This window comes from Legionella genomosp. 1, assembly GCF_900640215.1.
GTDB classification, from domain to species: domain Bacteria; phylum Pseudomonadota; class Gammaproteobacteria; order Legionellales; family Legionellaceae; genus Legionella_C; species Legionella_C quinlivanii_A.
Window position 1 is genome coordinate 393,448 of record NZ_CAAAJH010000001.1, and the last position, 25,350, is coordinate 418,797.

Below are 25,350 nucleotides of genomic sequence, written 5' to 3' on the forward strand. Positions count from 1 at the left end.
TTATTCAGTTACGAGTTCGGCTTCTTTCTCTTTTTGCTTAATAGCCTGATGAATTTCTTCACGATGTACTTTAATACTGCGCGGGGCTTCAACTCCAAATTTAATGTTGCCATGCTCCGGGGTTTTAAACGCAACAATCTGAACGATTTCCCCATTGATAGATACGGCCAAAGGCTCTTCAAATGAAAGGGTTATTATTTCCATGTAAAATCTCTTGTTTTTTAGTATGTTATATATCAATACCACCCTAAAAGCAATGCTATGTTCTGCTTCCCGGGACTGCCAGGTATTTGAGCAACTTTACAAGCCATGTTAATGCAACAGTTGCGCATAATACTGCTATAGTGAGCTATGAGTATATAGATTAATCGGCAAACGTTGGTGATTTTCGCGCTTAAATAATTGAGCATTGCCCGGAGTTTGAAAATGGGTTAAACTAACTCGCTTTTTATAACCTTGCCTCATCCAGTGAGAGAGGCTTTTTCCATAAGGATACACTATGCGACATTATGAAATCGTATTCCTTGTTCATCCTGATCAAAGTGAACAAGTTCCTGCAATGGTCGAGCGTTATGAAGGTATCGTTACCAATAATAACGGTATTATTCACCGCAAAGAAGACTGGGGCCGCAGACAATTGGCATATCCTATTGCTGAGGTGCACAAAGCGCATTACATTTTAATGAATATTGAATGTAATCAGGCGGCGCTTAATGAACTTCTGAACGCATTCAAGTTTAATGATGCAATTATTCGTCACATGGTTATCAAACGTGATGAAGCAATCACTACTGAATCAGTTCAGATGAAAAAAGAAAAAGATACTCGTGCAGCCTAAGGAATTAAACTATGTCAACTACATCCTATTTCCGCAGAAAAAAAATGTGCCGTTTCAGCTCTGAAGGCTCAAACGAAATTGATTATAAAGATATTAATCTGTTAAAAAATTATATCACTGAAACTGGAAAGATTGTGCCTAGCCGAATTACAGGTACTCAAACCAGATTCCAAAGACAATTGGCGCAGGCAATCAAGCGAGCACGCTTCTTAGGCTTGTTACCTTATTGCGATAGCCATAAATAAGATTTAATTGGGTATGAGCACATTACTGTACAAACAGGGAAATCTTCTGCTAAAGAATAAACTCTTTGCCTATTCTTTGGCTGCAGCACTTCCGTTTGTGCCGTTTGCTTCATGGCTATCTCTGGTGATTGTGGCACTGATTACATTACGTCAGGGAGCCAGAAGTGGCGTGGGCTTGTTATTAACCAGCCTGGTTGCGTCCATGCTGGCAGCTAATGCCAGTTATTCAGTACCATACATTGCGGTTAGCATTCTGCTAACCAATATAATTTGCTTCTTGGCTGCAATGGTATTGAGGGCATCTGCAAGCTGGCAATGGGTTGCTTCGGCAACGCTAGGTGTAACTTTGCTGGTAATAGCTCTGACGTGCAGCATCATACCTGATTACATTATTAACGAATATAACTACATACTGCTGATTTTCAGTAAATTGAATTCAAGTGATTTACTCGAAAATCTGCCGAAGGAGAATTCAGGCGATATATCATTTTTCGCCAGTTATTTTTTTGGTATTAAAGAAGCTTGTATCGCGATTTCTGCACTTGCTCCTTTATTGTTTGCCCGTTATATCCAGTCGATTCTTTTTTATCCTGGTGGATTCAAAAAAGAATTGATGGCTTTTAGAGCCAGTCGTCCGATTGTCGGACTTTTTGGAATTGCAATGGTGGGTGCATACCTGAATAACCTGGCGGCGATAAGTTGCTTACCTGTTTTGAGCGTTTATTTAATGATTGCGGGGCTTTGCCTGATGTTCAGTCTGACGCCTAAAAAAGGTCGTGCCATTAGCCTGGCTCTGTTACTTATACCGCTTGTTATGAGGCCTGATTTAATGTTACGGGTTTATATATTGTTTGGTTCTCTCGATAGTATGTTTAATTTTAGATTGCGTCTGGCTTCTAAAGCCAGCAATTCAAAAGGGGTTTAGTAATGGAAGTTATTTTATTAGAAAAAGTAAGAAATCTGGGTAATCTCGGCGACAAAGTAAAAGTTAAGCCAGGTTATGGAAGAAATTTCCTGATTCCACAAAGCAAAGCAGTTTTTGCTACAGCAAAAAACGTTGAACTTTTTGAACAAAGAAGAGCGGATCTTGAGAAGAAAGCTCAGCAATCATTAAGCAATGCTGAGCAACGCGCGGCCAAGCTGAATGATATCACTGTTGTTATCAATGCAATGGCAAGCGATGAAGGTAAACTGTATGGTTCTGTAGGCGCCAGTGAGATTAAAGATGCTCTGAAAGCGCAGTCAGTTGAAGTGAACAAACGAGAAATCGTAATGCCTGAAGGTCCTATCCACTCAATTGGTGACTTTGTGGTAGAAGTTCACGTTCATAGTGATGTGATTGCCAAACTGCAAGTTCAGGTCGCTTCTTCAAAATAAGACATCAGAGAAGACACTGCTTTTATTTAGATCCCGACTGCTTGCAGCCGGGATTTTTTTTTCTGCTGGCCAAATCAATCACTGGTTCTAATCAGTTCTTGCAATGCGATTCCAGGTTGGATCCCAGGCGAGAGCGCGTATTATTTTCCTGGCTTTCAATTGTTCAATGAGTATGTCCAGAGCAGGCTTGTCTGCAGCAATAATAATCATATTCATTGATTTCCTGACGGGCAATACTAATGTTGACATGTCGAACTGCTGTTTTAGCCACTTGAAAACGGGATATTGTTCCCTGCGATTGGCCAGGTTAACGCTAAGATAGCCATTGGCTGAGAGAGCGCTCTGACAGTCATTAAAAAACTGCGGGTTATAGCAATTGAGAGGAAAGCGGTGCGCATCAAACAAGTCGACAAGAATGTGCTTGAACTGCGTCTTGTTATTTATAATAAACGTACTGGCATCCTGGTTAATGATATTGAGATTTTTGAGCCTTTCTGTCATGAAATAAGTTCTCGCCACCTGAATAATTTCTTCATTGATTTCAATGGCTGTCAAAGTAGAAGAAGTAAGAACAGGGGACAGTGCATGCGCAGCCCCAGCTCCCCCTAATCCTAATAAGCAGCTCGGCCCGGGAAATAGTCTGGCAGGAAGAATTAGCGCACCAATATAATTCAGACCAGGCCTTTCTGGCTTATAAAGATTAATTAAACTTTGAATCGCCGGACTACCCAGCGAGAGCCAGCGAAAAATAAAATTGTCGTAGACAGAAATGCCGCTTTCACTTTGATACAGGCAGCGGCCAGCAAAGGTTTTCCACATCGTTTGTCAAGCTTGTTGAAAAGGATAAATAGAACCTAGGTCCAAAATCTGCGTCAGCTCATCGAGAGCGAGAAGGACTTCATCCACCAGTAAAGGATCCATGAAATCCTGAGCGTGCAGGCGATCGCGATAATGTCTTTTGACCCACTGTTCAAGACCTGTGAGCAGCGATTCATTTATTAGCACGCCCTGGTGCATCTCTGCAAGCTCTTCTTCCTGGAGCAAAACCCTTAATCGCAGACAGGCGGGGCCTCCTCCATTCCGCATACTCTGCTTTAAGTCCATGAAATAGCAATGATTGATGGGATTATTGGGTGATGACAGAATGTGATTGATTGTTTCATGAACCTTCTGGTTGTATTGACATTCACTCGGTGCCACAAGAGTCATCGAGCCATCCTCAAGCGTTAGCAGCTGAGAATTAAAAAGGTAACTGGATACTGCGTCATCAATGCTGATTTGCTGGTCATTTATTTCAACAATAGTAAGATCAAAATCAGCTTTGTCTTTCAGTTCCCGGATTACTTCTGCCTGATTGAGAAAGGCCTGCTGATGAATTAACAAAACCGATTCGTTGGCAACTGCAATAACATCATTGTGAAAAACCCCCTTATCAATGGCAAGTGGATTCTGGCAGGCATAAACTACTTTATTCGGATCAAGGAGATGGGCTCTGGCAATTGCACTGGAAGCTTCATAGGTTTGTCTTGCCGGGAAACGCTGAGGGGCTGGCGCATAGGTGGACCATAGGGCGCGTTTGCCGTATACGAATAGATGAATGCCCGCCTGATTATGATTTGCAGTAAGTCGGCTATGATTTGCAGCTCCTTCATCACTAGTCACCACACTAGCAGGTAAGGACGAATGATGCGAGAAATAACTATCCGTATTAAAGAGTTTTTTGAGTAAACGAGAGGAAAAAGACGCTTCCTGATGCCGGTGTAAATTGGATATCAGATTAGCTGCTGTAAAATGAACCCGCCGATCACTACTATCAATACTTGGAGTCACTGTAGCCGCATTGGCAGTCCACATACTGGATGCAGAATAAGCGGCTGCCAGAATTTCAGGCGCTTCGCGGCTCGCCTGAGACAGCATTTGCTCAATACTGCCGTAAAAACCCATTTGCATGAGCAAATTTAAATTCGGCCGCTGATGAGGGGGTAAGACCGCCTGTTTCAAGCCCAGCCCATGCAGGAAGCGCATCTTGGCCAAACCCTGCAGAGCTGCTGCCTGGGGATTGGCTATTGAGAGTGCATTCGAAGTAGATGCAATATTGCCCAGGGATAAACCCGCATAATTATGCGTTGGCCCCACCAGCCCATCCATATTCAACTCATAGCTTTTCATAAAGTAATTCCGGGTAATAACTGAGCTGGTTTAGTTAGTTCAGCGCTCTCCATGCTGGCAACGGGATAAGAACAATAATCCGCTGCAAAATAGGCACTGGGACGGTGATTGCCGCTGCATCCAATACCACCGAAGGGAAGGCTGCTGGCCGCTCCAGTGGTGGGCCTGTTCCAGTTTATAAGTCCTGAATTAATCTGCCTGTAAAACAATTGATAATGTTCAGGATGCTTACTTAAAAGGCCAGCCGCCAGCCCATATTTGGTTTGATTTGCCATTTTAATTGCTTTTTCAAAATCCTGATAACGATGGACCTGTACCAGAGGGGCAAAAATCTCTTCATCGATAAGAGAGCGGGCGTCTGACATGTCAATAATTCCAGGCGATAAAAATGCAGCATCGTCCTGCAATAATCTCATTTGCAGTAAGGCTTTGCCTCCTGAATCAAGCAGTTTTTGCTGTGCTGCAAGGTGTTGGCGGGCATGTTCAGGCCGGATAACCGGACCCATAAAAGGCTCAGGGCGCTGTTTATAATCACCAATAAGCAAGGCGTCGCAGGCTTCAGTAAACTTATCAAGAAAGCCTTTGCCCTGTGCGTTGTCTTTGATGAACAGCCTTCTTGCACAGGTACAGCGTTGTCCTGCGGTGATCATTGTAGATAAAAGCGTATGATAAACAGCAGCGTCAATGTCATCAATATCATCCACAATCAAGGGGTTATTTCCACCCATTTCGAGAGCAAGAATGACCTCAGGCCGATCCACAAACTGTTGATTAATTCGTTTGCCAGTGGAATAACTTCCTGTAAAAAATACCCCTTTAATTTTCTGGGATAAAAGAGTCTGAGCAGTTCTGGTATCCCCCTGAATACAATTGATCACACCCTCTGGTAATTCGCTCTCATGCCAGCATTGCATAATCAAAATGGCTACTGCGGGACACAATTCACTAGGCTTATAAATGACGGTGTTTCCAGCAAGAAGGGCAGGAACAATATGACCATTACTCAAGTGAGCCGGAAAATTAAAAGCACCGAGGACAGCTACCACACCATGCGGTTTGTATCGTAAAGCTGCAGTTGATTCCGGGCTTATAGTTGATTTTTCGGCATTGCGCTCATGATAAGCCTGAATCGATATGGCTATTTTGGCAATGACCGAATTAACTTCTGTCAGGGATTCCCACGATGGCTTGCCTGTTTCGAGACAAATCAGTTCAGCTAACTGCTCCCGTTTTTTTTCAACGGTATTGGCAAAACGTTTCAGACAGGCAATACGCTCCTCAACGCTTAAACTCATCCAGGGTCCTAAAGCCTTGTTTGCGGCTTCGGCTGCCTGTCTGATTTCAAACTCTGTTGCGTTATGTCCTTTCCACACTAACTGATTACTAGCGGGATTAATGGAGATTAAGTCAGGCCCTTCCCCTGACACCCACTGCCCATCAATGTAGTGGCTATACGAGGTATTTGAAATCGTATTCATCGATGTCCTTCATGTAAATGTTTTTCGGGATGTAAAGGAGAAAGTCTGACAGCGTCTCCCTTTTTTAGTTTTAACCGCTCCGCTGTTTCCTTGCTCACTATACAGCTATCGCTTTTGGTAATGATGGCTTGACTAAGGGTTGCCCGGAAATCAGAAAAGGTATTAGCTACCATATAGGATTTGCTACTGACCTCATCACTTATGCTGCCAATTGTTCGTAATTGGCTGGTTTTAATAGTATTGATTTCTTCAACAGGGGCTTCCAGTGTGGGACCGGCATCAAAAATATCCACGTATCCCAAAAAGCGAAACCCTTCATGCATAAGAATATTCATGGCCGGCAGGGTTGACTGATGGGGCTGACCAATGACAGATTGCGCAGCAGCCGCCAGTAATTTGACATAAATGGGATTGCGAGGCATCAAATCAGCAATAAATTGCTTGTCAGTGGAAATGGTCAGGCGATCGGCCTCAGAAAACGTCATATGAAAAAAATGACTTCCAACATGATCCCAAAAAGGCGAGTGGCCAGCCTCATCTGAAATCCCGCGCATTTCAGCAATTATTGTAGATGAAAACCGCAGAGGAAAAGCAGCAATGAAAAGAAAGCGAGCTCTGGAAAGCAGTAATCCATTGCTATTACGGCGATAAGCGGGATCGAGAAAGAGGGTACACACCTCACTTTTTCCCTGGTTATCATTTACCAGGCTCAAGACCTCATAGTCACTGCGAATATTAAGTGAATGACAAAATCGGGTTCGTCGGGAAATTTTATAGGAATAAAAAGGGCTGTCGAAGCCCGTGGCTCCTTCAATGGCTGATGTGCCGACTACTTTCTTCGTTTCCGGATCTTCCAGAACAAAAAAATAATATTCATTAAGCGGCTTTTTGACCTCTTTTTCAAAAGAAGCACAAGACCATTCAATGCGTTTTTTTAATAACTCCCTGTCCTTTACCAGCGTGGTAATACCGATACCGCTATGCATTGCCAGGTCATAAATCGAGTCAAGATCAGAAAGAAAAGCGCGACGGAAAATCATCATGAGTGAACTGCCTCCAAACTGCCCTGAGCCAGGTCCTGCAATATAAACAGACTTAAAGCGGTCCGCTCAATGAAACTGTCGAGCAGGATGAATTCTTTATCGCTATGAATCGCACCGCCGCGAACGCCGAGGGTATCGAGCACCGGTAAGCCTTTCTGTGCCAGATTATTGCCATCGCAGCAGCCGCCGCTATCTTTCCATACAATATCGAGATTAAGCCTTTCACCGGCGCGCTGCACGCATCCAAACAGTTTTTGCGTTTTGCTGTCGACAAATTTTACTGGCCTGCCGAACTGTCCGTCTATTGCTAACTGATAATCCTGTCTTTTTTCCTGGCCTAGTATTTTATTCAATTGTTGTTGAATCCACAGTTCATCCTCTGAATTGCTCACACGTATATCCAGTTTGGCGACCGCTTTATCTGGCACCATATTCAATGCCTCTCCACCGGCAATTTTACCCACATTAACCGTGATCCCTTCACGCTGGCCATTAAGGGCATGAATCGAAAGAAGCACCTGTGCCAGATAGCAGATTGCATTTCGCCCTTCTTCAAAAGCACGTCCGACATGGGCGGATTTTCCAGTTGCCACCACGGTAAATTTTCCACTGCCTCTTCTGTTTTTGGCCAGTGTGCCTTTAGCATCCATTGCTGGCTCATAAATGAGGCCCGCCTGATAACTGGCCGCCATGCTCTCAAGCCAAGGGCTGGAGGCGGGTGAGCCAATTTCTTCGTCGGCATTAATAAAAACATCCCAGCCCAGAGACTGAGATTCGGGAAGTTGTTCAAACATTTCGAGAGCATTCAGAATGATGAGCAGGCCGCCTTTCATATCAGCAACCCCAGGACCGTTAATCGTATTTTCATCAAGATAGCGAAGCGTCTGAAAAGGATGGTTTACGTGATAAACAGTATCCATATGCCCGCCTAAAAGTATTCGTCTTTTTAATTCCGGCCGCTTTCGGATAAATAAGGCATCCCCACAGACAAGTCTTTGGGAGTTACCGTTCATATCGATGCTGTGAAGAGGTGGAAAAGAAACTGACTCAATGGAATCAGCAAGGGGGCTAAATATCCGATGCAATTCACTATGGATGTCGGCGAGGCCATTAGGATTCGTGGTGCCGGAGTTAATCTCACATAGTCGCAGGAGCTGCTGAATCATCTCTGGTTGTCTTTCGCGCAAATCGACCAGGACACGTCTGGTTACAGGATCCATTGCATTGTCCAGAAAAAAAGGTAGTTAACCTTAGCCAAATTTCAGAGGTCATGCAAGACTATATACTCAATTCTATTGGTATTGAGCTTTCATCATGCTGCTCGGTATCTTCCATATTTTGTCTGACCAGTTCTTTCATACTGAGCTGAATTTGCTTGCGTTCATTGGCATTTTGAGATGTTCTAAATGTAGCCACTCCCGAATTAAACATTTTGGAGGAGCCAAAGGTAAATACATAGTGAAATATTCCGGCGATTATTTTCATAATACCGGCAGCAGCACGCCAGCGGGGATCTTTAACCTCCAGTTGATTAGCCAGGAGTTCATAGCGTTGTTTTTTCTCAGGACTAGGATTTTCCAGTAAATCGATGGTATCGCTAACCGCCTGCAGCAATAAACGTTTGCCGCTGGTATTCTTCCTGGCCTGCTCTTCAACTAAATCGATAAGTTTACCAGCCTGCTCAGACAGTTCTTTGGTACTGCGTTTGAGTTCCTGCAAATCAATTCTCGCCTGAGGTATACGTATCAGGAGAAGTTCATTGGCACGTCTGTGAGGACAATTATCGTCTCTCCACTGGACAAGCCAGGGGATATCCTGTTTAACCTGTTGATAGCCTGAATTAATATAGAAATCGATTGCATTCCACAGCAGTTCTTCATGGTGATTCATGCCGCGTCCTTTAACCATGGCCGGGGCAGCATGAAGAGCGCGTTCAAATTCCTCGCGGCTCATTGGAGAGCCTAGCTCGATGGATTTCATTAGATTGTAATAAGCGGAGGATACCCCTGCGCGATCTATCGCATCTTTACAGGTGAAATTAAAAGTTAAAGGTTTGAGTTCGCTAATCACAAGATCAGGTAAGGCAAATTTATTAAAATCAAACCAGATAGCCTGTCTTTGCGCTTTACTCAAAGGTTTATCATGGGTGGCTCCCATCGTGGTAAAACTGCCCAGGAGTAATCTTTTTATAATCTCTTGCTCGTTTGTTTTGTATAGCAGTTTTTTTATCTCAGGGCTGATGTAGAAGTCCTTTATCGCTTCGTTTGAGTTACCGATTGCAATGTTAAACAATCGCTCGAATTCTTTCTCATAATTCAGATTGGCTTTGGTGGAATGGTAATCACCAAAAGAAAATATTCCTTTGTCGGCGGGTAGAGTAATTACTGCAATATTGTCATGTTCTTTTTCAAGTCCTTCCAGGGTCTGGGTCATACGGCATTCCAATCTGCCCTCAGGATCAAAACGATCCCGGCCCAGATTGTTAAAGTAAACATGCGTAATTCGCTGGGCAGGGTCAGGAGATTGAAAAAGGGAGTCCAGAGGCCTTCTCAACTGATTGTTTAACCATAATTTAAACGAAGGGCTGATTTGAGTCAGGCCTTTTTCTCGTTGTACCTGGGTTCCGAAACGTAATTCTATAGGCAGGGTTAACCCGTTTTTATATTTGTAGTCTCTTTTAGTTGCCAGACTGGTTTTATGTTGTGGTTTATACTCGCGGCCAAAAGTGTCTTGTGCCCGGCTTTTAAAAGAGTCAACATCGGAGGGCGACGGCGCAGTATTAACCCGCGGATGCTCGTTTGCCAATTGGTTGCGAATTGCAGAGGTTATTTTCTTTTTATCGCCCGGCTTGTGATTTGCGGGGATGTGTTTTATGGCCTCGAATGTTACATCGAGAATGTGATTATCATTAGCATAGATCTTGTGAATAAAATCATTTAGTTCGCTAATTTCCTTTTTAAGTGCATTAATTTCGCTTTCTGAATCAGATAAGCTGCCAGTTTGAATACTCTGTTTTGCATCAAAAAATCCACCAGAGCTAGGTCGAAGATTTTGCCTCGCGGTCAAAATGTCCAGCCTTTTTTGAAGATTTCTCTTTATAAGCTCAACCGCTTTGCTGTTCCCGTCTATAAAAATAAAAAAATCACGGTATAAATCCGCATAGGCAAAATTAGGATTGTAGGCTGCCTGTAAAGTCTTTGTTAAATGATCCTGTAGCGCTTGGGGTAAAATCGCATAAATTGCCTTTGGTAGCTTGCCGTTTTCCGCGATGCCTCTTAAATAGAGATAGCAGTTCTGATTATGGATTTGCTCACTGGACATCGCCATAGATTTGTTCTCTTATTTTAGTCTTACATATTGTAAATAAGTTTTCTTAAGAAAATATGATGAATTATTCATTTTTGATAAACTAAACTTAATCAGTCCTTTTGAATTAACCAAGAAAAACATATGGCTCGTGATTTTACATTATATAATTTAATTGAAACAACCCATTATCAATGGCACGAAATCATTGAAGAAGGCTTGTCTGCTATGGACCCAGCCTACCTCAGGCAGTTGGAGCTAACTGACGATTGGCTTCCGGGAAAAGAGGCCTTATTCTCTGCTTTTAGCCTGCCGCTTGACGCCACGAATTATATTTTATTGGGTGAATCTCCTTACCCTCGAATACAATCAGCCAATGGCTATGCATTTTGGGATGCTGCGGTGAGTGATATATGGAGCCAAAGCGGTTTAAGTAAGGAAGTGAACCGTGCAACCTCACTCCGTAATTTCATAAAAATGTTACTTCTGGTTAAGGGTGATCTGAGTGAGGATTTATCGCAGCAGGCTATTGAGAAGGTTGATAAAACTAATTATGTGCAAACAGCCAATGAATTCTTTACTGGTTTAATTAATAGGGGATTTCTGTTGCTGAATGCCTCATTGGTTTACAGTGAGGGGCAAGTAAAATATCATGCCAGAGAGTGGCGGCCTTTTATGAGTTATCTTTTTAAGCGTCTCGCTGAAATTAAGCCGTCATTGCAATTAATTTTACTGGGCAATATTGCCAAACAGCTGGAAGAGACAAAACCCTTTTCCGGTCTGGTGGCTGAGCACCCTTATAATCTGAGCTTCATAACGAACAAGAATGTTCAGAATTTTTTTAAACATTTGGATTTGCTAAGTGTAAATGACTAAATCAACAATCGATGTGCGGGAAGTTTCAAAATTTAATGCCCTTTCCAGGCACTGGTGGGATAAGAACGGCCCGCTTAAAACACTGCATGATATTAATCCTGCCCGGATGCAATTTATTCAAAAATATGCGCTTCTTGATAAGGCCAGGGTTCTCGATGTGGGCTGCGGCGGGGGTATTCTGGCTGAGGCAATGGCCAAGCAGGGTGGGGAGGTTACAGGAATTGATGCAGATAATGATGCTATTGTCACCGCAAATACCCATGCCCTTGCTCAAAATCTCTCCATTAATTACCATGTCACCCCTATAGAGGATTTTGAGGAGCCAGCATTTGATGTGATTACCTGCATGGAAATGCTGGAACATGTTAGCAATCCTGAGCTGGTAATACAGCATTGCTTTCGTTTGTTAAAGCCAGGCGGCAAGCTGTTTCTTTCTACAATTAATCGAACTTTGAAGGCTTATGGAGCCGCTATTATTGCTGCGGAATATATTTTGGGATTATTACCCCGGCAAACGCATGATTATGAAAAGTTCATCAAACCGGGAGAGCTGGCAGATATTCTGAGGAGCACGGGATTGCAGCTCATTGCGCTGGAAGGAATCAATTATAATCCTTTTAGCCGACAGGCCGAACTCGCCAAATCAGTGGATATTAACTATTTAATGTGTGCAGAGAAGCCAGGCTGAGTCTTGCTGGCATTCATGTTAAACGCTTTGTTTATTACACTGTCATCCTCGGGCAGCGTTGTTTGCATAAATAAAGATAGGTCCACTAAACCGTCTTTGCGAGCGTCAGCGAAGCAATCCAGTCCATATTTTGTTCGAGCTACTATCTGGATTGCTTCACTTTGTTCGCAAAGACGACAAGTATATACATTCAGTGCAGGCTCAGGGTTTCCGAGTCGATCGCAGCCCTGCATCCTCGCTTTAAAATCACTCGGCTTTTTCAGAATCAACAGTCGATTTGTCAGATTTGGTGTAGCGAGTCTGAAAACGCTGGTGAGCGTATTTGGCTTGTTCTTCTGTAACCACATCTACTTCATTGCCATAAAGATCAACTCGAGCTGTATTCACTTTCTGACAGCTAAGATAGGCTGGTGATGAGCTATAGTAATTCAAGGCTTCCCGCAATGATTTTTTACTAAAAGGAGGTGACTCCAGTCGATCGTAAAATTCAATAATATCGTCGAATATTCCTATCTGCAGGGGTTTCACCTGTACGGGTTTTTTAAAAAAAGCATTTGGAAAATGTTCTATCAGCCAATCAATAATTAGTAATCTATCTTTTTTGACCAGGTTATTTTGCTTCATAGTTCTTACTCTGTTTACTGACTTATAAGCGGAGTCCAATAAATATCTATAACTTTCTTCATCTTGTCTGCCACTCATCTATCAGTTTTGCTCAATCAGAAAAATGCTTACGTAGAATAGCTACGCACACATTTTTCTTCAATCACAAAATTGAAATCTGAACGCCATACAAGCGAATAAAGTTATAGATATTTATTGAACTCCGCTTAGTCAAATTGCCTCAAGTCGATTATTCCATGCTATTCTAAACTAGAAAGCTGTAATTTTCTATCGTACTTAACTTGTTCATCCTGCTTACTTGACATCCGCTTTTGCTCAAGACACCCCAAGATATTTCTCAATTCCATTGAAGAAAAGGTAGCTTTTAGTGTTCAAGTGTCTCTTGATTTCACATTAACTAATTGAAATATATGATGTTTATTTTAATGTGTATAATTGCCTGTAGCATCCTTTGATGAGAAGCAGGCTTGCATAGACTAAACATCACTGCTAAATTTTATACATGACTTCAACGGAAATGAGGTCTTTAAAAGGACTTTCGTCATATGGAAATGAAATAATCAGGGAAGATTTCGGGACAGGATGTCCTGATTGGATGACTGCGAAAAAGCCAGGGTACGATACCCTGGCTTAATTTTTTATGCCATTGCATAACCAGTATGCGATAAATAAAACTTGTCGGGATAGTAAGCAAACACTACAGATCCTCCCTTAATCGTATTAATTACCGGCTTGGCCAGAGTTTGAGCGATAGAAGGGCATCCCCAGCTTCGTCCTGCACGGCCAGTTTTTTTGATAAAATCAGGCTCTACATACCATGCGCCGTGAATCACTACTCTGCGATTGTAAGCATTGTCATTAATTCCTCTTTCAAGCCCCTGAAGATTTAATGACAGGCCTTTTGACCCATAATAAGTATCGCGCGTTACATACGTTCCCAGGCTGCTTTCTTTGCTGGATACTTTGTTCGAAAAATGTTTTGGCACGTCCATTCCGGAGTTTTTACCGTGCGCTACGTAAGTATTATATAAAAGTCTTTCTTTATTAAGATCAAAAATCCACATTCTCTGCTTGTTAGAAGGTAATGAATAATCAATGACTGTCAGCAAAGGCTTTTTGACAGCACCTTTTGCAGATGCTTTCTGATAGGCCGCCAGTGCCAGCTTCAATACTTTTTTATTTAACTGAGGGGCTTTCTTGCTAAGATGCTGAACTTGAACGCTCAGATTACTTGCCGGTTTGGCTGCCGCAGCAACCTGTGTTGAAATAGGGTGAGTCGGCGCTGAATGCGATGAAAAAAACAGTGCCGATAGAAGGCTAATTACTGTACTCATGATACTCCTTTTTTCTTGTGAAACATTGATTACAATGCAATCAAAAGCTGATGATTATATTTACAAGTGAGGCAAAAGTAAAATAATAAGAAAAATCATTGCTCATGAGGAAAAAAAATATATCAATTCAGAATCTTAGCTAATTTTTCTAATCTATTACATGGCTTGTATATGGTCTACATGTCCAATAAATGCTCTAAAGGCGGTCGGGTTTTGCGAATTAACGGTATAAAAATAGAGCAATAAGGTTTAAATTAGATCTAAAAATAATGGGTTGTGCTTTTCCTGGAAATCGCTTTTCGGCGTAAATTTTCATGAAATTAAGTCCGGGTGGATTTCATTTGAGTGCATTCTGAATTATCATTGATTGTTAAATTTTATACCAAATTTTGTGGTGGAGACAGCAATGCTAGTTAAGCGTCATTTGCAAGGTCCGGAAGGATTGCGCGCTCAAATTAATCAAGCCTATAGAATCGACGAATTATCAATAATTAGTCAACTCATTGATGAGGCAACACTCTCCGATCCGCAATTGCATGGCGCAAGAGGGCTTGCAACCGATTTAGTCAAACAAGTTCGTTTTGAGCGGACAAAAAGCACCGGGATTGATTCTTTCCTGACAGAATACTCCTTATCCAGCGAGGAAGGGATTGCGTTGATGTGCCTGGCGGAGGCCCTATTACGAGTTCCTGATAATCCGACTATCAGCAGCCTTATCAAAGACAAATTGACCGCTGCCGACTGGAAATCGCATCGGGGTCAAAGTCAGTCGTTTTTTGTTAATGCAACCACCTGGGCGCTTATGCTTACGGGGAAAGTATTGACGCCAGAAAAAGCGGAGTCGGTCTTAAGCAAGGCTGTTTTCACTGTTCTTAATCGCAGCGGCGAAGGTGTTGTGCGTAAAGCGGTGGATAAGGCAATGCGTATCATGAGCAAGCAATTCGTAATGGGGCGCAACATTTCGGAAGCCTTAACCCGGGCGAAGAAAAAAGAAGCAATTGGCTATCGTTATTCTTATGACATGCTGGGCGAAGCAGCGTTGACGCAGATCGATGCGGATCGTTATTTCCAGGCGTATAAAGATGCGATTAAGGCGATTGGGGAAAAGGCGGATCGGCAAGCGACAATCTATCAACGGCCCGGGATTTCCATCAAACTATCGGCTTTGCACCCAAGATATCAGGAAGCGCAAAAAGAGCGTGTGATGCGAGAATTGCCTCCTCGACTTCTTGAGTTATCTCAAATTGCCAAACACTATGACATCGGTATGACCATTGATGCCGAAGAATCAGAACGTCTTGATATCTCATTGGATATTATTGAAGCCGTTTTCAATGATGATAGTCTGAATGGCTGGAAAGGCTTCGGTCTCGCTGTTCAGTCTTACCAGAAAAGAGCATCCTTTGTTTTGGACTGGCTTGCTGATTTGGCACGTAAAAAAGGCCGCCGGATTATGGTTCGGCTGATTAAAGGTGCTTACTGGGATAGTGAAATTAAAAAAACACAAATGCAGGGACTGGAAGAATATCCTGTATTCACCCGTAAAGTATTCACCGATGTCTCTTTTCAGGCCTGTGCAAAAAAACTGCTTACGATGACGGATGTTATTTATCCTCAGTTTGCTACCCATAATGCCTATTCGGTCGCAATGGTCTTGCAAATAGTAGGTGATTACCGGGATTTTGAATTTCAGTGTCTTCATGGGATGGGTAAAGAGCTCTACGAGCAGATTGTTCCTGCGTCTAAACTGGGGATCCCTTGCCGTATCTATGCGCCAGTCGGCAGCCATGAAGATTTATTACCCTATCTCGTTCGCAGGCTTCTTGAAAATGGAGCAAACTCTTCTTTTGTGAACAGGATAGTGGATGAAAAAGCACCGATCGAATCTTTGGTAGAAGATCCAGTCGCTAAGGCACGTGGGTTTTTATCCAAAATTAATCATAATATTCCATTACCTTCTGCCATATTTTTACCTGAGCGTCAGAACTCATCCGGATTCGATTTCACCAATAGACAGGAATTGAATCAATTACGCGCTTATTATGGTACCCAGGATTTGACGCACTGGCAGGCCAAACCTTTGTTAAATGGTCGTGAAGCAGGACAAGTGCATCGGAGTGTCACATCGCCGCAACGCACTGATAAGCCGATTGGTCAGGTCAGCGATACTGCAATTGAAGATATCGACTGGGCTTTAAAACAGGCGGAGAAGGCCTTTTCGCACTGGAATACTCGTCCTGTGAAGGAAAGAGCCGCTCTTATTGAACGCTATGCCGATCTGCTTGAAGAAAATCAAGCCAGACTAATGGCTTTGCTTTGCCTTGAAGCCGGAAAAACCTGGAGCGACAGTATTGCTGAAGTCAGGGAAGCGGTTGATTTCTGCCGTTATTATGCCACTCATGCTGTAAAGCTGATGGGCTCACCACAGTCATTACATGGCTATACAGGCGAGGTTAATGAGTTATCGCTTCATGGAAGAGGAACAGTGCTCTGCATTAGTCCCTGGAATTTTCCCCTGGCTATTTTTACAGGTCAGGTGGTTGCCGCATTGGTGACGGGAAATTGCGTTATTGCCAAGCCAGCGGAACAGACGCCTTTAATTGCTTGCATGGCAGTTAACCTTCTGCATGAAGCAGGGATTCCTACAGGGGTTATTCAACTCCTGCCTGGCCCTGGTGAAACTATTGGTGCGGCACTGGTGGCTGACTTGCGTGTGAAAGCAGTTGTATTCACCGGTTCGACACAAACCGCTAATCTGATTAATAAGACACTGGCAACACGGGGTGGAGAAATTATCCCCCTGATTGCTGAAACAGGCGGTCAGAATGCTATGATCGTTGACTCTTCCGCATTGCTTGAGCAGGTTATTGTAGATGTGATTACTTCCTCATTTGGAAGTGCGGGCCAGCGCTGTTCAGCCCTGCGTGTCATCTATATCCAGGAAGAGGTTTATCCTCGCTTCATTGAGCTCTTAAAAGGGGCTATGGAAGAATTAACGATTGGAGATCCTCAATGGCTGAGCACGGATATTGGGCCTGTTATTGACAGTGAAGCTCTGGAAGTGCTTAAGGCCCATGTGGAGCAAATGAGAAAAAGCCATGAGATTATTTACCAATGCCGCTTAAGTGAGGACTGCCGAAACGGATATTTCATGCCGCCCACAGCAATAGCACTCGACTCCATCAACTCGCTCAAGAAAGAAGTGTTTGGGCCGGTTCTCCATGTGATTCGCTATCCACGAAAAGGGCTGGATAAAGTCATTAGCGAAATTAATGGAACGGGTTATGGCTTGACTCTGGGAATTCACAGCCGGATAAATCATACTGTTGATTACATTCGTCAGCGGGTACATGCCGGTAACTGCTATGTTAACCGTAATATGATTGGTGCGGTGGTAGGACTCCAGCCTTTCGGCGGAGAAGGATTATCCGGTACAGGACCCAAGGCTGGCGGCCCATACTATTTGCTGCGTTTATGTCATGAGCGTACCTATACAGTGGATACGACAGCAGCAGGAGGCAATGCGAGTCTTATGTCTATTCCTGAGGGAATTTAATCCTGAATCGTCTCAACGTCATCCTGAATTGTATCAGCGTTATCCTGAATTGTATCAGCGTTATCCTGAATCGTCTCCAACGTCATCCTGAGCGTAGCGAAGGATCTCTGAGTCAGATTTAGGAGATCCTTCGCTACGCTCAGGATGACGAACCTGGGCAGGATGACGTACCTGGGGAGTTACATTCAGTGTTTATCTTTATTCTTTTTCTTACCCAGCAACCAATCCACACTGACCTCCAGCTCGCTGGCTATGGTTTGCATTGTGCCTGAGTCAACCATCACTCCATTCAGAACCGCTTCGGCCTTAAATTTTGGCAATTTAAGCATCTTCGCAAAGGCTTGAACCCTTTCGGCCATTAAATCGGGAACTCCTATCGCATCCAGTTCGTTATTCAAACGTTCAGACAATTCTCTGTTAGACATGACAGTCTCCTTTTTCATTTTGTTTTAGTGTAAAACAGGAATGCTTAAGGCTTGATTAACAGAATAATTTTTAAATAAAATGATTGGGAGCTCAGGGAGGGGTTTAAAAAAAAACCTCACTCTCACTCTCACCCTCACCCTTACTGCTGCCATTAAGTTAAGGATTACGTCCTTCCCGCGAAGGCGGGAATCCATTCCTCAATTGGCATTATAGCTCGCTCTGAGATGGATCCCCGCCTTCGCGGGGAGGACGGTTTATATACAAATGAGCTTAACTTAATGGCCTAGCCCTCTCCCAACTTGGGAGAGGGGATTTTTTTTAAATGACGCCTACTTCCTTAAATACTCTCTCCCCTTATGGGAGAGAGTTAGAGAGAGGGGATTTCTTTGTATTCTCAAAATACTTTAACCCACAAATAATTTCTGGCCAGGTTTGAGAAGATTCATGTTGATATTTGGGTTTAGCTTTGCCAGATTGGCAACACTGGTATTATTGCGCTTGGCAATTGCGCTTAAACTATCGCCGTTTTTAACGGTATAGATCCCCGGATTCACTTTGTTCCTCCAGATGACTAACTGTTGTCCCTTTGATAGTGCTTTTTTCGGATTGAGTTTGTTCCATTGTCGTATATCGGCGGCTGCAACCTGATATTTGGCTTCAATGCTGCGGATATCCTCTCCATTTTGCACAATATGAATTACTTTATAAATTTGTGTCGAAGCAGGTTTATCCACTATCGGTTTGGGTCGATTGCTGGCTATCGCTCGCGGCGCGTTCTTAGTGCTTGGAATTAAAATAAACTGGCCATTCTTTAGGCGATCGTTAGGGAGCTGGTTAACTTCACGTAATAATTTTGCAGTTGTAAAATAGCGTTGGGCAATAGAGTTCAGATTGTCGCCTTTCCGCACCTGATGCCTGGTCCAGCTGACGCGTTGCTCTCGTGGAACATGAGCCAGGTTACGATTAAAAGCGGCTACTTTGGCAGCAGGAATTAATAGCTTGAAAGGCTTATAAGGCGCTGTGGCCCAGCGATTGTATCCAGGATTTAATTTTATTAAATCCGTGTAGGAAATGCCAGCCAATTTAGCGGCATGGTTTAAGTCAATCTGGCTGCCAATATTAACTTCCTCAAAATAGGGGACATGCGGTATTTCAGGAAGACTGACCCGGTAACGCTGCGGGTATTTAATAATTTCGGCAAGCGCCAGTAATCGGGGTACATAAAAGCGGGTTTCATTCGGAACCGGTAATACCCAGAAATTAACTGCGCGACCTGTCTGACCGCTGTTTTTGATGGCTCTTGAAATAGTTCCTTCGCCTGAATCATAGGCTGCAATAGCCAGAACCCAGTTTCCATTAAAATATCGGCCAAGGTAATTCAGATAATTAAGGGCCGCATCGGTAGAAGGAGTGATGCTTCGTCTGGCATCAAACCACCAGTCCTGTTTTAAACCAAGATTAGTTCCTGTTCCCGGCATGAGCTGCCATAAGCCGGCAGCGCCGGCTCCTGAATAAGCAAAAGGATCGTAGGCACTTTCCAGCATGGGTATAAGGGCCAGTTCTCCTGGCAGATTCCGTTTTTTAACTTCAGTGACAATATGATACATATAGGGTTCTGCACGGGCCAGTTTTTGCAGATAGCCGGGGTGATTGATGAGCCATTGCAGTTGGCTTTGAACTTCAGGCTGTGTGACTTCATGATTCATTTTAAGCTGGCTTCTCAATACCTCCCATACCGTGGGAACAGAATGACCAAAACCCCAGCCAAAACAAAGATTCATTGATAAATAAAGAAATATTCCACAAATATAATTGAATTTAAACTTCAATGTGCGAACCTATTTCTGATAAGGGGAAGTCAGTTTACTAAAGATCAAATTCAGGATAAACCCTTTAATGCCTCATTTACTGTTTCTGTCGATTTATTAATCAATTCTCACGAGAAATTATTTTTATCTTCCCGAAGCTGTCTGAATACCCTCAATGGCTCAACTGAAGAACATCCTCGATTGACTGCATACTGTATAACAGAGGGTTCTGTAGTCCGCAGAAAGGGATTGATACGCTTCTCTTTTTCGATGGTCGAAGGCAGAGAGCAGTGATAATCTGGCTGGTTAAACTTGCTCATTTCCAATTGAATATCTGTATTTTGAGGTTCAACCTGATTAGCAAAGCGAAGATTTTGCAAGGTATATTCATGGCCGCAGTAAACCTTTGTGCTTCCCGGCAAATGACCAAGGCGGGTCAGTGACCCAAACAGCGCCTCCAGACTGCCGTCAAATACTCGCCCGCAACCTGCTGAAAAAAGTGTGTCGCCACAAAATAAGGCTTCTAATCGAGGCTCAAAATAGCAGATATGGCTGCTGGTATGGCCTGGGATTTCAAGTACTTTGAAATGACAATCAAGCCATGTAATCGAATCGGGTTCGGTGATCGAATGAAAGGGTTGTGGTATCCGCTGATCATTCGGACCATAAACCCAGGCAAGAGGAAAATGATTAAGCAATTCGGGTACACCGCCTATATGATCAGCGTGATGGTGAGTGAGTAAAATGCCATCCAGGCGAAGCTTGTGTGTATTGACATAGCTTAAAACCGGTTGGGCCTGTCCCGGATCAACACAAATGGCTATCTGCTGCTCTTCATTAACTAGTGTCCAGATATAGTTATCCGAAAATGCCGGTACAGGAATAATGTTCATTGTGCTTCCTCTCTTGAATTAAGACCCCGTCTTTTCAATACGATAAAATGATTTTTTGGGGTTAATTATAGAGCATAAATAATCCAGACCGCTTTTAACCTGCTCCTCGAGCAGATAGGGCGGGTTTATTATCCATAAGCCGCAGCTATTCATTCCATCGCCTGGAACGCCCAAATGGAACTCAATGTTTAGTGTTTGTTTAGCAGGGATGGCACCCAAATGCCGAATAAGCTTTTCATGTAAACGATTATCAATAATTGGATACCAGAGGCAGAACACGCCGGTTTCAAATTTTTTATAAGCCAGGCCCATTTTCTCAGGGATCTGCTTGTACTCTGTTTTTATCTCAAAGGATGGATCAATAAAAATCAAACCACGGCGTTCGGGTGGAGGAAGCAAGGCTGTGAGATTATGCATCCCGTCACTATGGGTAAAATGGACGCGCTTGCCCTGGTGAGACAAGGAGTCGAGATGGTCAAATTCTCGTGGGTGCAGCTCGCATGCTGTTAATCTGTCCTGAGGACGCAGATTATCAATAATTAATGAGGGTGAACCCGGGTAATATCTGAGCTCCTCATTATTTAATTTCTGGATGCTTTTTAAGTACGATTCAAAAGACGTCGGCGCTTTTTTCTTAAATTTCCAGACCTCTGCGATTCCCGCCAGATATTCTCCTGTTTTATTCGACTGCCGATCGCGAAGATCATAAAGCCCTCGTCCGGCATGGGTTTCCAGAATAAACAGAGGTTTCTCTTTTTGTTGCAGACTGGAAAGCAGGTTGGTGAGAACGAAATGTTTAACGATATCCGCAAAATTGCCGGCATGATAACCGTGTTGATAACTGAGCATAAAGACTTTCAAAAAATGAGATTTAAGCAATTATACGTTTTAAACCAGTTACAGCATACACTGCACAGCTCTTTTATTTTTTGCACTATACTCAAATTAAGATCAGTCTTGCACTGATTTGGGCTGATAAAAAAACTAAAGTTGCGTTTAGGAGGCGGGTATGGGTTTGCGAAATGAGCATGATGACAGTTACTCGTTTTCTGATTATGAGTATACTCATGAAGACGAAGAACAACTCTCTCACAAAAAACGTGTTCGAAAAATGCTGGAGGAGCGGCTCGAAAAAAAACGGCTGCGTGAAGAAATAGATGAGCTGGATGGTGATTTTGACTGGGATGAGCTTGATAGATGATTGACCGGATCACGAACCAGTGAGGTGTTTTGAAGCAATCAATGTATTCTGTAGCAGCATTGCGATAGTCATTGGACCAACTCCGCCTGGAACCGGTGTAATCCAGGCGACTTTTTCTACCGCCTTTTTATAATCCACATCGCCGCAAAGACTGCCATCTTGCAGTCGGTGTATTCCCACGTCAACTATTATCTGATTCTCTGACAGCCAGCTTGTATCTAGCACATCTGTCTTGCCCGTGGCGACTACAATGATTTCTGCATTACGAACATGTTTTTCCAGATTGTTACTGAAACGATGGGTGATGGTCACTGTAGAGGCTGCCAGCAAAAACTCGAGCATCATTGGTCTGCCTACAATATTGGAGGCGCCTATCACTAATGCGTCAGTGCCCCAAAGAGGGATGTCATAACTTCTCAGAAGCTCAATAATTCCAGCGGGAGTACAGGGCCTTAGCAGGGGGGAGCGCTGAGCGAGCCGGCCTATATTATAGGGATGAAAGCCGTCGACGTCTTTTAAAGGCGAAAGAGCCTCGATAATGGTTCCTTCGTTGATATGCTGAGGCAGTGGCAGTTGAACCAAAATACCATGTGTGTTTTCATCCTGATTGAGCTGCTCAATCAATTGCAGCAAAGTCTTTTCATCGGTATCAACTGGTAAATCATAGGCATAGGAATTTATTCCGATTTCAGCACAGGCTTTGCGCTTGTTAGCGACATAGACTTCTGATGCGCTGTCATTCCCAACCAGGATAACCGCGAGACCAGGAGTTACTTCGCCAGAGGATTTTCTTTGATTAATTTCTTCTTTAAGAGATAATTTAAGCTGGGATGCGACAGTTTTCCCATCCAGTATTTGAGCAGTCATTGATTACCTCCTTCAATTTCACATTACCCCGAATGATTATGCCTCTATCAATAGCTTAGCTGCAGAACAGGGATTTTGATGGCCGGCATTATGAAATAGAGCAAATTGATATGCAAATGTTAAATCGTTAAAGAGTATAACTTCGCTTGAATCCATTGAATGAAGATGATAATTTTGTTCTTTTATCTTAGGTTCCGTGAACATATTTTAATTATCCGCATTTTCGCTCACAATAAAATTTGTCCACAGAACCTGGTATTGAGAGTTTTTCCTACAGGGAGTGTTGTGAAACTAAATCGTCTGTATGCTGCAATATTAACGATTACTATGCCATTTGCCGTTTACTCCCTGGGCATGGGCGAACTCACTGTAAGCTCCTATCTTAACCAGCCCTTTCAGGGTGAAATTCCCTTGATTGATATTGATGGTATTCCACTTAACGGGATTAAAGCCAGTCTGGCTTCGGTCGAAGATTTTGAACGGATTGGTCTGGAGAGAAAAGAAATTCTCTCGTTCATCCAGTTTGACGTCCGATTAAATAAAAAAGGCAAACCCGTTATTGCATTGACATCCCAGGAGCGAATTACCGAGCCTTTTTTGCAATTGGTTGTGGATTTGGCATGGGCAGAAGGACAGTTGTACCGATCCTATACTATTCTACTTGACCCTCCCGGCTATAAACTGGTTACTGTAGTCCATAGTGATAAAGTAATCAGAAGCAAGACGATAAAAGGACCCGGGGTTGTAGACAAGCCAGTGTTTACGCATATTGTGGAATTACCCGATGCTGCTCATCAAGTTCGGAAAGAGGCGAGTTATGGCCCAACCCTGGTTAATGAAAATATCTGGCAAATTGCGCAGCGTTATGTGACAACTGACTCCAGCTTACAGCAAGTAATCCTTGCCATAGTGGGCACCAACTCTCAGGCATTCACACAGGGCAATCTGAATGGTCTGAAAATCGGAGAACGGCTTAGAATTCCATCGAATGAGGAAGTATTAAAAATACCTGCTGATCTGGCAAAAAAAGAAGTAGAGGCACACGATATCGCCTGGAAGTCAGGGAGTGAAATAAAGCATGTCCTGTTACCCCCCTATATAGACGCAGTGACTGGCAGTTCGCAGTTTGACCAAAAAACCAGGCAACAGCCAGGCGTTTCAACAGTATTGCCTGTTCCTGCATTTCAGCAGGACAAGTCCACCCAGCCAGTTTTATTTACATCATTATTACCCAAGCCTGATACTGTGGCGCAAGCAGGGGCCAAACAAACTGATCTCAAAATGAAAGCTGAGATGGACGTAAATTCCGCAGCAATTGATGCCGTCCGTTCTGAAAATATGCAATTAAAAGCACAACTTTCTGCTCTCCAGGGCGACAATAAGCAATTGCTGCAAAAGATGCAGCAGCAAAATCAGGAATTCTCCGAACTTAAGACGCAGATAAGTCAATTTATTACAGAAAGAAAAGGTTTAAAAGCTCAGGTTAATGAACTAAATGATGACAGCAATGGCCTGCCCTGGTGGGGGTATCTGTTGCTGCTAACAGGGGGTATCAGTTTAGGTATTATGTCAGGCATGTTAATTAGCAGACGGCGCACGGAAAAGCCCCAGTGTGCCCCGGTGGCTGCAAGTTTGCCAGCAAAACCGTGGTCAAATAATTTGCAGGAACTAAAGCCTCAGCTCGAACCGGTTGTGCCTGAAGTAAAGGAAGATTTAAGCCAACAGGTTCCTGAAAGGCCGGCTTTTGCTCCCGGCACCACAGAGCAGGCCAAAGAAAGAGAACCGGAGATTCAGGATGATAAGGAGCGCGATGATATTTTACAGGCAGAACTCAGCGCACAGCGACTGGATATGCCAAAGGATATTCCTGCTGAGAGTGTTCAGGAATCGATAGACAGCCAATCAGAGCGAGAAGATGAACCTTCTGCTGATGAAGTCATTGATGATGAGGAAAAATTGTCCGAGGCGGACTATACCCTGGAATTTGAACCCGGTCTGCATAAAAAGTTAACTCAGGAAAACCAGCCTGAAACTTCATCGTCGTCTGAATCAGATGATCGCAGTCTTGACTTTGTCCTCGATAAAAGCGACTTGCCTCCACTGCAGGAGACTACTGCAAGTGAAGAGAAAAAGGCAGACGAGCCAGAAGCAGCAGAAGCAGTAATAGAATTATCCAGCGACGAAAAGGATTTTTTTGCATCAATGAATCTGGACGAAGAGAAAACAACCACTAGCCAGCCACCGATTGCGCCTGCTGCTCCGGAAACTGCCAATAATACGAAGCCCGAAGAAAAGGCCTCAGAGCTGGTAACAAGTAAATCCGCGTTAGACACCTTGCTGGCTCTGGCCAAAACATATATCAGCATGGATGACCTTCAGGCCGCCAGACAATCTTTGCAGGAAGTGATTGAGCATGGGAATGAAGAACAGAGGGAGCAGGCGAAAAAGCTCCTCGCTGAGATCACAGACTAATTCCATGAAGTTAATGAATTGTGTCCTTCACGCGAAGGCGGGAATCCATTCTTCTATTGGCATTATAGCTAGCTCAGAGATGGTTCCCCGGCTTCTAGGGGAAGACGGTTTAATATACAACTGAGTTTAACTTAACGGCAGTGCTTCCC

23 protein-coding genes are annotated in these 25,350 nt (G+C 43.4%); 9 read left to right on the forward strand and 14 right to left on the reverse strand.

Going from position 1 to position 25,350, the window contains the following annotated elements; genetic code table 11:
- Positions 1–204, reverse strand: a complete 204-nt coding sequence (locus E1O89_RS01665; protein WP_112218635.1) for a carbon storage regulator — start codon at positions 202–204, stop codon at positions 1–3.
- Between the two features lie 295 nt (positions 205–499).
- Here E1O89_RS01665 and rpsF point away from each other — a divergent pair, with 295 nt between their 5' ends.
- Genes rpsF through rplI form a run of 4 tightly spaced genes read left to right on the forward strand, consistent with a single transcriptional unit; the run spans position 500 to position 2,460 of the window.
- On the forward strand, positions 500–838 hold the full coding sequence (gene rpsF, locus E1O89_RS01670) for a 30S ribosomal protein S6 (protein WP_058508108.1): 339 nt from the start codon (positions 500–502) through the stop codon (positions 836–838).
- Between the two features lie 11 nt (positions 839–849).
- Entirely contained in the window at positions 850–1,083 is a 234-nt protein-coding gene (gene rpsR / locus E1O89_RS01675) for a 30S ribosomal protein S18 (RefSeq protein WP_058508109.1), read from the forward strand.
- A 13-nt stretch (positions 1,084–1,096) separates the two neighbouring features.
- The gene (locus E1O89_RS01680) at positions 1,097–2,008 is read left to right on the forward strand and encodes a hypothetical protein (protein ID WP_112218634.1); all 912 of its coding nucleotides are present in this window, start codon (positions 1,097–1,099) and stop codon (positions 2,006–2,008) included.
- 2 nt (positions 2,009–2,010) lie between these two features.
- Complete coding sequence (gene rplI / locus E1O89_RS01685) at positions 2,011–2,460, forward strand: 50S ribosomal protein L9 (protein ID WP_133138640.1); 450 nt, start codon at positions 2,011–2,013, stop codon at positions 2,458–2,460.
- An 87-nt stretch (positions 2,461–2,547) separates the two neighbouring features.
- Here rplI and E1O89_RS01690 read toward each other — a convergent pair whose 3' ends face one another.
- From E1O89_RS01690 to E1O89_RS01715, 6 genes are read right to left on the reverse strand one after another with little or no spacing between them, the layout of a single operon-like run.
- Positions 2,548–3,279, reverse strand: coding sequence for a spermidine synthase (locus tag E1O89_RS01690; protein ID WP_133138641.1), 732 nt, complete (start codon positions 3,277–3,279; stop codon positions 2,548–2,550).
- A 6-nt stretch (positions 3,280–3,285) separates the two neighbouring features.
- Complete coding sequence (gene astB, locus E1O89_RS01695) at positions 3,286–4,629, reverse strand: N-succinylarginine dihydrolase (protein ID WP_133138642.1); 1,344 nt, start codon at positions 4,627–4,629, stop codon at positions 3,286–3,288.
- Positions 4,626–6,107 carry a succinylglutamate-semialdehyde dehydrogenase gene (astD, locus tag E1O89_RS01700; protein ID WP_133138643.1) on the reverse strand — a complete coding sequence of 494 codons (1,482 nt, stop codon included), beginning with the start codon at positions 6,105–6,107 and terminating at the stop codon, positions 4,626–4,628. The genes astB and astD overlap by 4 nt, the downstream gene beginning before the upstream one ends.
- Positions 6,104–7,150 (reverse strand): arginine N-succinyltransferase, encoded by a 1,047-nt coding sequence (gene astA / locus E1O89_RS01705; protein ID WP_133138644.1) that lies wholly within the window; start codon positions 7,148–7,150, stop codon positions 6,104–6,106. Before astA ends, astD begins: the two co-directional genes overlap by 4 nt.
- Positions 7,147–8,370 (reverse strand): hydrolase, encoded by a 1,224-nt coding sequence (locus E1O89_RS01710; protein ID WP_133138645.1) that lies wholly within the window; start codon positions 8,368–8,370, stop codon positions 7,147–7,149. The genes astA and E1O89_RS01710 overlap by 4 nt, the downstream gene beginning before the upstream one ends.
- Positions 8,371–8,428: 58 nt before the next feature.
- Positions 8,429–10,477, reverse strand: coding sequence for a hypothetical protein (locus E1O89_RS01715; protein WP_133138646.1), 2,049 nt, complete (start codon positions 10,475–10,477; stop codon positions 8,429–8,431).
- A gap of 123 nt (positions 10,478–10,600) precedes the next feature.
- Here E1O89_RS01715 and E1O89_RS01720 point away from each other — a divergent pair, with 123 nt between their 5' ends.
- Both E1O89_RS01720 and ubiG read left to right on the forward strand, forming a co-directional pair.
- Complete coding sequence (locus E1O89_RS01720) at positions 10,601–11,332, forward strand: uracil-DNA glycosylase family protein (RefSeq protein ID WP_165483026.1); 732 nt, start codon at positions 10,601–10,603, stop codon at positions 11,330–11,332.
- Positions 11,325–12,020 carry a bifunctional 2-polyprenyl-6-hydroxyphenol methylase/3-demethylubiquinol 3-O-methyltransferase UbiG gene (gene ubiG, locus E1O89_RS01725; protein WP_165483027.1) on the forward strand — a complete coding sequence of 232 codons (696 nt, stop codon included), beginning with the start codon at positions 11,325–11,327 and terminating at the stop codon, positions 12,018–12,020. The genes E1O89_RS01720 and ubiG overlap by 8 nt, the downstream gene beginning before the upstream one ends.
- Before the next feature lie 246 nt (positions 12,021–12,266).
- On the opposite strand, the gene E1O89_RS01730 is transcribed toward ubiG, so the two are convergent.
- Complete coding sequence (locus tag E1O89_RS01730) at positions 12,267–12,644, reverse strand: ProQ/FINO family protein (protein ID WP_133138647.1); 378 nt, start codon at positions 12,642–12,644, stop codon at positions 12,267–12,269.
- A gap of 638 nt (positions 12,645–13,282) precedes the next feature.
- Positions 13,283–13,978, reverse strand: a complete 696-nt coding sequence (locus E1O89_RS01735) for a murein L,D-transpeptidase catalytic domain family protein (protein ID WP_112218624.1) — start codon at positions 13,976–13,978, stop codon at positions 13,283–13,285.
- A gap of 406 nt (positions 13,979–14,384) precedes the next feature.
- Here E1O89_RS01735 and putA point away from each other — a divergent pair, with 406 nt between their 5' ends.
- Complete coding sequence (putA, locus tag E1O89_RS01740; RefSeq protein WP_165483028.1) at positions 14,385–17,534, forward strand: bifunctional proline dehydrogenase/L-glutamate gamma-semialdehyde dehydrogenase PutA; 3,150 nt, start codon at positions 14,385–14,387, stop codon at positions 17,532–17,534.
- 185 nt (positions 17,535–17,719) lie between these two features.
- Here the strand turns inward: putA and E1O89_RS01745 are convergent, their stop codons facing one another.
- From E1O89_RS01745 to E1O89_RS01760, 4 genes are all read right to left on the reverse strand, one after another.
- Positions 17,720–17,959 (reverse strand): hypothetical protein, encoded by a 240-nt coding sequence (locus E1O89_RS01745; RefSeq protein ID WP_133138648.1) that lies wholly within the window; start codon positions 17,957–17,959, stop codon positions 17,720–17,722.
- 405 nt (positions 17,960–18,364) lie between these two features.
- Positions 18,365–19,741, reverse strand: a complete 1,377-nt coding sequence (locus tag E1O89_RS01750; protein WP_133138752.1) for a LysM peptidoglycan-binding domain-containing protein — start codon at positions 19,739–19,741, stop codon at positions 18,365–18,367.
- A 155-nt stretch (positions 19,742–19,896) separates the two neighbouring features.
- Entirely contained in the window at positions 19,897–20,661 is a 765-nt protein-coding gene (gloB, locus tag E1O89_RS01755; RefSeq protein WP_133138649.1) for a hydroxyacylglutathione hydrolase, read from the reverse strand.
- Between the two features lie 18 nt (positions 20,662–20,679).
- Positions 20,680–21,510 carry a 23S rRNA (adenine(2030)-N(6))-methyltransferase RlmJ gene (locus E1O89_RS01760; protein WP_133138650.1) on the reverse strand — a complete coding sequence of 277 codons (831 nt, stop codon included), beginning with the start codon at positions 21,508–21,510 and terminating at the stop codon, positions 20,680–20,682.
- Between the two features lie 160 nt (positions 21,511–21,670).
- Between E1O89_RS01760 and E1O89_RS01765 the strand changes: the two genes are divergently transcribed.
- A complete protein-coding gene (locus E1O89_RS01765) occupies positions 21,671–21,862 on the forward strand; it encodes a PA3496 family putative envelope integrity protein (RefSeq protein WP_058508126.1) in 192 nt (63 codons plus the stop codon).
- Between the two features lie 9 nt (positions 21,863–21,871).
- Here E1O89_RS01765 and folD read toward each other — a convergent pair whose 3' ends face one another.
- Positions 21,872–22,729: a bifunctional methylenetetrahydrofolate dehydrogenase/methenyltetrahydrofolate cyclohydrolase FolD gene (gene folD / locus E1O89_RS01770; RefSeq protein ID WP_133138651.1), complete on the reverse strand. Its 858-nt coding sequence runs from the start codon at positions 22,727–22,729 to the stop codon at positions 21,872–21,874.
- A 285-nt stretch (positions 22,730–23,014) separates the two neighbouring features.
- Between folD and E1O89_RS01775 the strand changes: the two genes are divergently transcribed.
- Positions 23,015–25,201, forward strand: a complete 2,187-nt coding sequence (locus E1O89_RS01775) for a FimV/HubP family polar landmark protein (protein WP_165483029.1) — start codon at positions 23,015–23,017, stop codon at positions 25,199–25,201.
- Positions 25,202–25,350 lie beyond the last annotated feature (149 nt).

Excerpts from the sequence above, each read along its gene's own strand:
- E1O89_RS01730 (WP_133138647.1), bottom strand. The coding sequence starts at position 12,644 with ATGAAGCAAAATAACCTGGTCAAAAAAGATAGATTACTAATTATTGAT.
- gloB (WP_133138649.1), bottom strand. The coding sequence starts at position 20,661 with ATGAACATTATTCCTGTACCGGCATTTTCGGATAACTATATCTGGACA.
- E1O89_RS01715 (WP_133138646.1), bottom strand. The coding sequence starts at position 10,477 with ATGGCGATGTCCAGTGAGCAAATCCATAATCAGAACTGCTATCTCTAT.
- astD (WP_133138643.1), bottom strand. The coding sequence starts at position 6,107 with ATGAATACGATTTCAAATACCTCGTATAGCCACTACATTGATGGGCAG.
- astA (WP_133138644.1), bottom strand. The coding sequence starts at position 7,150 with ATGATGATTTTCCGTCGCGCTTTTCTTTCTGATCTTGACTCGATTTAT.
- putA (WP_165483028.1), top strand. The coding sequence starts at position 14,385 with ATGCTAGTTAAGCGTCATTTGCAAGGTCCGGAAGGATTGCGCGCTCAA.
- E1O89_RS01760 (WP_133138650.1), bottom strand. The coding sequence starts at position 21,510 with ATGCTCAGTTATCAACACGGTTATCATGCCGGCAATTTTGCGGATATC.
- E1O89_RS01720 (WP_165483026.1), top strand. The coding sequence starts at position 10,601 with ATGGCTCGTGATTTTACATTATATAATTTAATTGAAACAACCCATTAT.
- E1O89_RS01750 (WP_133138752.1), bottom strand. The coding sequence starts at position 19,741 with ATGAATCTTTGTTTTGGCTGGGGTTTTGGTCATTCTGTTCCCACGGTA.
- E1O89_RS01745 (WP_133138648.1), bottom strand. The coding sequence starts at position 17,959 with ATGTCTAACAGAGAATTGTCTGAACGTTTGAATAACGAACTGGATGCG.
- astB (WP_133138642.1), bottom strand. The coding sequence starts at position 4,629 with ATGAAAAGCTATGAGTTGAATATGGATGGGCTGGTGGGGCCAACGCAT.
- E1O89_RS01710 (WP_133138645.1), bottom strand. The coding sequence starts at position 8,370 with ATGGATCCTGTAACCAGACGTGTCCTGGTCGATTTGCGCGAAAGACAA.
- rpsF (WP_058508108.1), top strand. The coding sequence starts at position 500 with ATGCGACATTATGAAATCGTATTCCTTGTTCATCCTGATCAAAGTGAA.
- E1O89_RS01690 (WP_133138641.1), bottom strand. The coding sequence starts at position 3,279 with ATGTGGAAAACCTTTGCTGGCCGCTGCCTGTATCAAAGTGAAAGCGGC.
- E1O89_RS01765 (WP_058508126.1), top strand. The coding sequence starts at position 21,671 with ATGGGTTTGCGAAATGAGCATGATGACAGTTACTCGTTTTCTGATTAT.
- E1O89_RS01735 (WP_112218624.1), bottom strand. The coding sequence starts at position 13,978 with ATGAGTACAGTAATTAGCCTTCTATCGGCACTGTTTTTTTCATCGCAT.
- E1O89_RS01680 (WP_112218634.1), top strand. The coding sequence starts at position 1,097 with ATGAGCACATTACTGTACAAACAGGGAAATCTTCTGCTAAAGAATAAA.
- rplI (WP_133138640.1), top strand. The coding sequence starts at position 2,011 with ATGGAAGTTATTTTATTAGAAAAAGTAAGAAATCTGGGTAATCTCGGC.
- rpsR (WP_058508109.1), top strand. The coding sequence starts at position 850 with ATGTCAACTACATCCTATTTCCGCAGAAAAAAAATGTGCCGTTTCAGC.
- E1O89_RS01665 (WP_112218635.1), bottom strand. The coding sequence starts at position 204 with ATGGAAATAATAACCCTTTCATTTGAAGAGCCTTTGGCCGTATCTATC.
- folD (WP_133138651.1), bottom strand. The coding sequence starts at position 22,729 with ATGACTGCTCAAATACTGGATGGGAAAACTGTCGCATCCCAGCTTAAA.
- ubiG (WP_165483027.1), top strand. The coding sequence starts at position 11,325 with ATGACTAAATCAACAATCGATGTGCGGGAAGTTTCAAAATTTAATGCC.